Here is an 8651-nt window from a genome sequence, read left to right as displayed (position 1 = left end):
GCCCCCCCCCCGCGTCGGCCCGGCGATTCGCGGATGCGTTCGCCCGGGACTACAGGTTCGGCGGGCGGCCTTCGTAAGGGGTGCTCAGGACTACCGTGGTGCGGGTCGCGACGTTGGCCGCGGCGCGGATTTTGGCGAGCAGGGCTTCGAGGTCGCCGGGCGCGCCCACGCGGATTTTGAGGATGTAGCTCTCGTCGCCGGCCACGCTGTGGCAGGCCTCGACCTCGTCGAGGTCGGCGAGGCGTTCCGGCGCGTCGTCGGGGGCCGCCGGGTCGATCGGTTTGACCGAGATGAACGCGGTGAGCGGCAGCCCGAGCGCGTCGGGGTCGACGACCGCGGCGTAGCCGCGGATCACCCCCCGCTGTTCGAGGCGGCGGACGCGCTGGTGCGCCGCCGAGGTGGACAGGCCGGTGGCCTTGCCCAGGTCGGTGTAGCTCATGCGACCGTCGCGGACGAGAAGTCGGACGATCTGTCGGTCGAGGTCCTCCACGCGTAAAACCTAGGGCATGGACGCGCGGCAGGGTCGGCCGCGTGGCACTCCGCGTGTCCGGGACCGGCCCGTTATTCGGCGGCTAGGCTGGGCCGCATGACCTCGTCAGGCCGCATCACCGCGCTCGAACAACTCGACCGCGCGCTGCTGAGCGTGACCTCCCGCGACGACACCTCCGCCTCGCGCGCCCGCCAACTCCGCTGGGTCGCGGGCGAGTTGCGACGGGCGGTGGTACGCGAGGGCTTCCCCGCGGAGGCCCGCGACTCGCTCGCCGCGCTCTTCGCCGCCGAACCGGTGACCGTCTATCTCGGCCTCGCCCGGCGCGGCGAGCTGCGTACGCGCGTGACCGCCGGGAGCACCACGTCGACGGTGGCGAGCATCCGCGTGCGCATGGACTGCCTGGAGATCCTGGCGCGTGCGGGGAAGGTCCCGGTGTTCCTGCCGGAGCGCCCCGCGATGCAGGAGCTGAAGAAGCCGGTCGGCGCGCGGCAGCGCTCGCTGTTGCAGGGCTGGCTGGAGGCGGCCGCCGACCGGCCGGGGGCGGATCCGGGACGCGTACGCCTGTTCGCGCTCGTCGGCGTCGTCCTCGACACCGGCGCCCGCGCCGGGGAGTTGTGCGCGCTGAAGCTCGCCGACCTGGGGCCCGACCTCGACACGGTGACGGTCGTACGCAAGCCGCAGGCCCGCTCGGTGGCCCCGCCCACGACCGAGGTCCACGAACTGTCCGGCCCCACCCGCGCGGCCCTGCACCACTGGCTCGATGTGCGCGAGGAGCTGATCCGCGAGGTGCAGGGGACGGCGAAGTCGCTGTGGGTCTCGGTGCGCGGCAACCACGCCGGGGTGCTGGACGCCGAGGGGCAGGCGCGGCTGCGTCCGCCCGGGATGCCGCTGATGCCGCGCGGCCTGGCCCGCGCGTACACCCGGACGGTAGTGCAGGTGAACGCCGACATGGTCGGGCACCCCGGATGGGAGCCGCTGCCGTTCCGGCTGGAGCAGTTGCGGCGGGCGGTGGAGCCGCATCCGGCGGAGTCGCGCACGCCGGCGCGTTGACGCGCGGCGACGTGGGACGGGCTCCGGCGGCGGTCTCGCCGCCGGGCGAACCGGGATGATTCCGGCCAACCGCCGGCTGCGCAAAACCTGGGTACTGCGCTCCGTCACCCCTCGCGGTTATGGTCGGCGCAGCGGGACCACCGACACCCACGGGTGTGTCCGCGCACGCGACAGGGGGACACCATGAGCAGCATCGCCCTGGACATCCGCGACATCCCCGACCTCGCCGACGACCTCGGGTCGCCCGCGGAGCAGGCGGGTGCGGACCGGCCGGAGAGAACCGGTGCCGCGGTCCCCGGCCGGGCAGCCGATCCGGCGCCGCGATTCGCGGCGGGGCCCGCCCGGCTGCGGTGCGCCGACTGCGGCACGGTTCTGGCGGCGGACGAGGCGCCTGTGCGGGTCGGCGACGACGGGACGGGACCGGACTGGCACGCGGATGACGGCGGCGGCGACCACGACGCGCGGGCGCCGCTTCCGAGCAGCCCGTCGGCTGCACACGCGTGGCGCATTCCGGTGCACGCCGTGGGCCCCGCCTCGACCGAGCCGTTCTCGGCGTTGGTCTGCCCCGGTTCACAGCGTCCCGCGGATCCCGAGTCCGACGCCGTCCCCGAAGCGGAACCGGAACCGCCGACTACGCCGCCGCGCACGCTACCTGCGGACGTCGACTGGCGCGCGCAACCCTTCTCCCACGCGGCGACCTAGGCATCGGCCCGCAACTGACGCGGCTGACGGGGGGCTCGCGGCCGAGTGCGGTGCGGGAGCGGAGATCGCCGACGGTGCAGGGCCGTGGGGAGGTCCGTGCGTCGTCGAGCAGCGGTGGTGGCCTCGTTCGGCGCTGCCGTTGGTCTACGAGCGGTAGGGCCGCGTGGGTTTGCCGCCGGCGACGATCGGGGCGGCCACGGGCCGATATCCCCCGTGCGGGGGAGTTGCGGGCGCCGGGCCGTCCCGATACTCGATCGCGGAGGCGTCGCACCGTCCGTGTGACCGCCTCGGGGACGCTCAGCCCCGACGTCCGCCCTCACCGCCGAGCCCGAGAGGACCGTGCGTGGCCGCCTCGATCGCCCTCCTGGCCAGGACCGTTCCGCCGCGCGTGCTCCGGACGGTCGAGCGCGTACGGGCCGCCGGGGCGTCGCTGGGCCACTATCCGGCCGACGCCGCGCTCGCGTTCCTGGTGCTGTGCACGATGGTCGCGCTGCTGCGCATCGACGCCTCGGGCATGCCGTCGGGCACCGACCACTGGTACGCGTACCTCCTCGTCGCCCTCGCCTCCGTCCCGCTCGCGTGGCGCCGCCGCTGGCCGTTCAGCACGGCACTCGTCGTCTCGGTGGCGGCGGTCGTGTACGACCGGCTTCCCGACCTGCCGAGCCAGCACCTCCAGTACGGCGCCCTCATCGGCGTCTACACGGTCGCCGACCGCGGACCCGACCGGGTGCGCAAGTGGGTGCCGGTGCTGTGCGTGGCCGGGTTGCTCGCGTCGGGGCTGAGCGTCCGCGATCTGCTGTACGGCGACATGTTCCCCCTGCTCAGCCTGCTGACCGCGTACGTCCTCGGCTGCTCGGCCCGTACCCGGCGCATCCACGCCGCGACGCTGGAGGCCCGCGCCGCACAGCTGGCCCGCGAACGCGACCTGGAGGCGGATCGCGCCGCGCTCCGCGAACGCGAGCGCATCGCCCGCGAGATGCACGACATCCTCGGCCACGCGGTGAGCCTGATGGTCGTGCAGGCCGAGGCCGGGCCGGTCGTGGTACGCAGCGACCCGGCGCGCGCCGAGGCCGCGTTCGACGCGATCGCCGGGGCCGGACGCGACGCCATGGCGCAACTGCGCAGGCTCCTAGGCCTGTTGAACCGGCCCGGCGAGACCGCCGATCCCGATCGCGCGCCGCAGGCCGGCATCGACACGCTCCCGGACCTCGTCGCCCGGGTCCGCGACGCCGGACTGCGGGTCGAACACACGACCGAGGGCACGCCGCGGCCGCTGGCGGGCGACGTGTCGCTGGCCGTACACCGGCTCGTGCAGGAATCGCTCACCAACACGGTCCGCCACGCCCGGGCATCGCAAGCGTGGGTACGCGTGACCTGGGCCGACGACCGTCTGGAGGTGGCGGTCGACGACGACGGCATCGGCGCGGCATCGGCGGCGGACCGCGCGAGGCCCGAAGGCGGCGGATACGGACTGGTCGGACTCGCCCACCGCGTCGAGGCCGCGGGCGGGTCGCTGGTCGCGGGACCCCGGCCGGGCGGCCGCGGCTTCCGCGTGACGGGGCGCTTCCCGAAGGCACGACCGGCCGAAGGCGGCGGCGTCGGTGTCGACCACGGCGGCGAAGTCGCGGCCGAGTACGCGAAACTGACGCGGTGACAGCCCCACCGCACCGCGGTCCCGCGCCCGGTCCCGGCTTCGACGGCGACTCCTCCGGTCCGCCGTCCCCCATCCGCGTCGTCGTCGCGGACGACCAGGAACTCGTGCGCAGCGGCTTCGGCATGATCCTCGACGCCCAGCCGGACATCACCGTGGTCGCCGAAGTGCCGGACGGCGTCGCCGCGGTGGCCGCCGCGCGAGAGCACCGGCCGGACGTGGTCCTGATGGACGTACGCATGCCCCGCATGGACGGGATCGAGGCCACGCGCCTGGTGTGCGAGCAGACGTCGAGCCGCGTCGTCATGCTGACCACCTTCGACCACGACGAATACGTCTACGACGCGCTGCGCGCCGGAGCCGGCGGGTTCCTGCTCAAGGATGTACGCCGCGACGACCTCGTGCACGCGGTGCGCGTCGTCGCGGCCGGCGAGGCGCTGCTCGCCCCGTCCGTCACCCGGCGCCTGATCACGCGTATGGTCGCGGCCGAAGCGGCGGGCGCCGCCGGGGATGCCGGGACCGCCGGCCGGGACGGGCCGACGTCGGACGGCGGCCGAACCCCAGCCCGCCGCCTCGACATCCTCACCGAGCGCGAGCGCGAGACGCTGCTGCTGCTCGCCCGCGGCATGTCCAACGCGCAGATCGCGGCGGAGCTCGTGATCAGCGAACACACCGTCAAAACGCATGTGGGGAACGTGCTTTCCAAGCTGCACCTGCGGGACCGGGTGCACGCGGTGATCTGCGCGTACGAAACCGGCCTGGTCATCGCCGAACCGGGCGAGGCCGAATAGTCCCGCGGGCCCCGCCTCCCCCGCACGGCTGACCGGCCGGACACGGCCTCCCCCGTACCGCCCACTCGGACGTCCCGACTCCCCCGCGCGACTGATCCGCATACGCCGCCTCCCCCGCACGGGCGATCCCGCAGGACCCCTCGTGGCGGCGATCCGGCGTACCCCTTCCGCGCACGACGATGGACGCAGAACGACACCGCACCGCCGGGCGGATCCCGCACCCCCGCCCGGCCACACGTGCCCCGCATGCCGCACCGAAACCCGCCGCGTCCCCAGGGAGTTCCGCCATGCCCGTGATCCTCCAGCCGCCGCTCTCCCCCGGCGAGGGCGGGCCGCGCTGCCCCCGTCCGCCGAAGTGCCGGATCGGACGCGGTCGCGCGTGGTTCGCCGTCGCCCTGTGGCTAGTGGTCTCGGTCGGCGGATTCGCCCTCGGCAGCGCGGTGTTCGGCCGCCTGACCACATCCGTGGGCACCGCACCCGGCAGCGAGTCGGACCGCGCCGCGGACGCCCTCGCCCGCATCGGCTCGGGCTCCCAGGGAACTTCCGGCGGCGGCGAGACCATTACCGCCGTCATCGGCGGACGCGCCACCGACGACCCGGAGTTCGCCGCGCAGGTACGCTCCGCCGCCGACCGCGTCCGCGCCCTCCCCGGCGTCGTATCCGTCGCCGACCCTTACACCTCACCCACCGCGCTCCCGCCGGCACACGACGGACGCTCCGTCCTCGTGCGCGTCGAAGTCGCCTGGCGCCCCGGAGCACCGCCCGTCCTGGCCACCGCACGCGACGCCGCCGACATCCTGCGCGGCATCGACGCACCCGGCGTCCGGGTCGGCGGCGGCCCGCTGCTGGAGGCCGAGATGAACGACCAGGCCGAACACGACCTCAACCGGGCCGAGTTGATCTCACTGCCGATCGTGGTCCTGCTGCTCCTGGTGGTCTTCGGCGGCGTGGTCGCGGCCGGACTGCCGCTCGCCGTCGCCCTGGTCGGCATCGCATCGACGTTCCTGGTCCTGTACGGCTTCAGCCTGGTCACCGACGTCTCGGTCTATTCGGTCCAGGTCACCACCATGCTCGGCCTCGGCCTGGCAGTCGACTACGCGCTGCTGATCGTCACCCGCTTCCGCGAGGAACTGGCTCACGACACGGGGGTGTTCGACGGCAAGCGGGGCAGGGACTCGATTGAGGCCGCGGTACGCCGCACCTCCGCGACCGCGGGACGCACCGTCCTCGTCTCCGGCCTCACGGTATCCGCCGGACTCGCCGGACTCCTCGTCTTCCCGGACCCGTTCCTGCGCGGCATCGGCATGGCCGGAGCGGCCGTCGTCGCCATCAACATGATCGCCGCCCTGACGCTGCTCCCCGCGCTGCTGCGCCTGTTCGGCCACCGCATTCCTGCGGCCCGCGCCAAGGCCCGCGAGGGACGCGTGTTCGCCCGCGCGGCCGCTCTCGTCGGCCGACGCCCCGTCGTCGTCCTGACCCTGCTCGCCGCGGCCCTCGCGGTCCTGGCCGCCTCCGCGTCCGGGCTGCGGCTGTCCGGCGGCGACGCGCGCTCGCTGCCGACCTCGTCCGAGTCCCGCCAGGTGTACGAGCGGGTGCGCGACGACTTCGGCACGCAGTATGTCGCGGACCCGGTCGACGTCCTCGTGAGGCCCAAGGCTTCGCCCGGCGCGGGGTCCACCACACCGACCGGCCGACCGGCCGCCGGTGTCGAGGACTTCGCCGCCGACATCGCCCGACTCCCCGGCGTGCGGGAGACGACGCCTCGTCAGGAACCGGACGGCACCACAGTGTTCACCGTGCGGGTCGACGTCCCCCGCGGCACCCCCGCCGACGGCGGACCCACCCAACGGGTCGTCCGCGACATCCGCGATCTGCGCGAACTGCCGCACTACGCAGGGCTCGACGTCCAGGTCACCGGCCCGGCCGCGCGCCTGGTCGACTACCACGCGATGCTCGCCGACCGCATTCCGTACGCGGCGGCCGTCATCCTGCTCGCCACACTCGCGCTGCTGTTCGCCTTCACCGGCTCGGTGCTGCTCCCGATCAAGGCCGTGCTGTCCAACGTCCTCGCGGTCGGCGCGTCCCTCGGCATCGTCGTGTGGCTGTTCCAGGACGGGCACTTCGGCCAGGGCCTCGGCGCCGTGGACGCGACCGCGCCGGTGCTCATCGCGGCCATCGCCTTCGGACTGTCCATGGACTACGAGGTGTTCCTGCTGTCCCGCATCCGCGAGGAATGGCTGGACGGCCGCGATCCGCGCACCGCGGTCGGCGAAGGGCTGCGCCGCAGCGGACGCGTGGTCACCGGTGCCGCGTTGCTCCTCGTCGTGGTGTTCGCGGCCTTCACCACCGGCGGCTTCTCCCCGATCCGCCAAATCGGCCTCGGACTCGCCCTGGCCATCGTCCTGGACGCCACCGTCGTCCGCATGCTCGCCGTCCCGGCCGCGATGACCCTCCTCGGCCGCACCGCATGGTGGGCACCGGAACCACTGCGCAAGTGGCACGACCGATACGGCCTCACCGAAGCCCCCGCGCGCCGGGCGGACGACGAAATCACCGCGGCGGTACGGGAACCGGCGCCCACCGGCGCGCAGTCCTGAGCGACGTGCCGTCAGGGGGGCGGGGCGACCAGGGGTCCTCCGAGGCCGGTCGGGACGGCACGGTGGGCCACCGGCGCCGCGCGTCGCGTCGGTCACGCGCCCCCGCGTACCAACTGCCTTGCGATCACCATGCGTTGGATCTGGTTCGTGCCCTCGACGATCTGGAGCACCTTCGCCTCGCGCATGTAGCGCTCGACGGGGAAGTCCACGGTGTAGCCGTAGCCGCCGAAGACCTGGACCGCGTCCGTTGTCACGCGCATCGCCGCGTCGGTGCAGAAGAGCTTGGCCATCGCGGCCTCCTTGCCGAACGGCCTTCCCGCGTCCCGGAGTCGGGCGGCCGCGAGGTAGAGCGCACGGCCGGCCTCGACGGCGGTGGCCATGTCGGCGAGCATGAACTGCACACCCTGGAGGTCCGCGATGCGGGCGCCGAACTGGCGGCGCTCGCGGGCGTAGTCGGTCGCGGCGTCGAGCGCGGCCTGCGCCACCCCGACCGCGCACGCGGCGATGCCGAGCCGCCCGGAGTCCAGTGCGGACAGGGCGATCTTGAAGCCGGTGCCCTCGGCACCGATGCGGTCGGCCGCGGGGACGCGTACCCCGTCCAGGTGCACCTGCGCGGTCGGCGAGGAGCGCATGCCCATCTTGCGCTCCGGCGCCGCGAAGCTCAGCCCCTCCGCGTCGGACGGCACGAACACCGTGCTGATGCCGCGCGGTCCCGGCTCCCCGGTGCGGACCATCACCGTGTAGAAGTCGGCGACGCCGCCGTGCGTGGTCCACGCCTTGGTGCCCGTGACGGTGTACGCCCCGCCGTCCGCGTCCGGCACCGCGCGCGTCGTCAGCGCGGCCGCGTCGGAACCGGACTGCGGCTCGGACAGGCAGTAGGCGCCCAGCAGTTCACCGGACAACATCGTGGGCAGCCGGGCCGCGCGCTGATCGTCGCTGCCGAATGCCGCCAGCGGATAGCAGGACAGCGTGTGCACACTGACACCGAGCCCGACCGCGAGCCAGCCCGCGGCCAGCTCCTCCAGGACCTGGAGGTACACCTCGTACGGCTGGCCGCCGCCCTCGTACTCCTCGGGGTAGGGCAGCGAAAGGAGCCCGGCGGCGCCGAGCGTGCGGAAGATGTCGCGCGGGAAGCGCGCCGCGTCCTCGTCCGCGGCGGCGCGCGGGGCCACCTGCTTGGCGACGATGTCGCGGGTCAGGTCGAGGAGGGCTGCGGCTTCCTCGGTGGGCATGCTGCGCACGACGGCCATCGGTGCGTCCTTCCGTGGGGCCCCTTATGGGAGTCCGGCGGTGACAGGTGAGACAGGTGGGCCGGGCGGGATCACCGCGCGGCGTGCTCCGATCGTACGCAGGGCGGCCGCCCCGCGGCA

At 74.1% G+C, this 8651-nt stretch carries 7 protein-coding genes; 5 read left to right on the top strand and 2 right to left on the bottom strand.

The features are described from left to right. Nucleotides 1-49 precede the first annotated feature (49 nt). Nucleotides 50-490, bottom strand: a complete 441-nt coding sequence (locus ACRX5S_RS01240) for an Lrp/AsnC family transcriptional regulator (protein ID WP_436770772.1) — start codon at nt 488-490, stop codon at nt 50-52. Between the two features lie 96 nt (nt 491-586). Between ACRX5S_RS01240 and ACRX5S_RS01235 the strand changes: the two genes are divergently transcribed. The 5 genes from ACRX5S_RS01235 to ACRX5S_RS01215 all read left to right on the top strand — a co-directional run bounded on the left by ACRX5S_RS01235 (nt 587) and on the right by ACRX5S_RS01215 (nt 7281). Beyond that, the gene (locus ACRX5S_RS01235; RefSeq protein WP_436770771.1) at nt 587-1540 is read left to right on the top strand and encodes a hypothetical protein; all 954 of its coding nucleotides are present in this window, start codon (nt 587-589) and stop codon (nt 1538-1540) included. Nucleotides 1541-1723: 183 nt separating this feature from the next. Next, the gene (locus ACRX5S_RS01230; protein WP_436770770.1) at nt 1724-2242 is read left to right on the top strand and encodes a hypothetical protein; all 519 of its coding nucleotides are present in this window, start codon (nt 1724-1726) and stop codon (nt 2240-2242) included. A 343-nt stretch (nt 2243-2585) separates the two neighbouring features. Continuing rightward, nucleotides 2586-3896 (top strand): sensor histidine kinase, encoded by a 1311-nt coding sequence (locus tag ACRX5S_RS01225; protein WP_436770769.1) that lies wholly within the window; start codon nt 2586-2588, stop codon nt 3894-3896. A gap of 122 nt (nt 3897-4018) precedes the next feature. Continuing rightward, the gene (locus tag ACRX5S_RS01220) at nt 4019-4684 is read left to right on the top strand and encodes a response regulator (protein ID WP_436771131.1); all 666 of its coding nucleotides are present in this window, start codon (nt 4019-4021) and stop codon (nt 4682-4684) included. Between the two features lie 287 nt (nt 4685-4971). Continuing rightward, entirely contained in the window at nt 4972-7281 is a 2310-nt protein-coding gene (locus ACRX5S_RS01215) for an MMPL family transporter (protein WP_436770768.1), read from the top strand. A gap of 92 nt (nt 7282-7373) precedes the next feature. Here the strand turns inward: ACRX5S_RS01215 and ACRX5S_RS01210 are convergent, their stop codons facing one another. Then, on the bottom strand, nt 7374-8531 hold the full coding sequence (locus ACRX5S_RS01210; protein ID WP_436770767.1) for an acyl-CoA dehydrogenase family protein: 1158 nt from the start codon (nt 8529-8531) through the stop codon (nt 7374-7376). Between the last annotated feature and the right edge of the window lie 120 nt (nt 8532-8651).

Origin of the sequence: Yinghuangia sp. YIM S09857, from assembly GCF_051388915.1 — a bacterium.
Taxonomy (GTDB): domain Bacteria; phylum Actinomycetota; class Actinomycetes; order Streptomycetales; family Streptomycetaceae; genus Yinghuangia.
The sequence above is the reverse complement of the archived record's forward strand: the minus strand, read 5'-3'. Positions and strand labels throughout refer to the sequence as shown.

What these genes read in the sequence shown, in the direction of transcription:
- ACRX5S_RS01235 (WP_436770771.1), top strand. Translation starts at nt 587, where the DNA reads ATGACCTCGTCAGGCCGCATCACCGCGCTCGAACAACTCGACCGCGCG.
- ACRX5S_RS01230 (WP_436770770.1), top strand. Translation starts at nt 1,724, where the DNA reads ATGAGCAGCATCGCCCTGGACATCCGCGACATCCCCGACCTCGCCGAC.
- ACRX5S_RS01210 (WP_436770767.1), bottom strand. Translation starts at nt 8,531, where the DNA reads ATGGCCGTCGTGCGCAGCATGCCCACCGAGGAAGCCGCAGCCCTCCTC.
- ACRX5S_RS01220 (WP_436771131.1), top strand. Translation starts at nt 4,019, where the DNA reads ATGATCCTCGACGCCCAGCCGGACATCACCGTGGTCGCCGAAGTGCCG.
- ACRX5S_RS01215 (WP_436770768.1), top strand. Translation starts at nt 4,972, where the DNA reads ATGCCCGTGATCCTCCAGCCGCCGCTCTCCCCCGGCGAGGGCGGGCCG.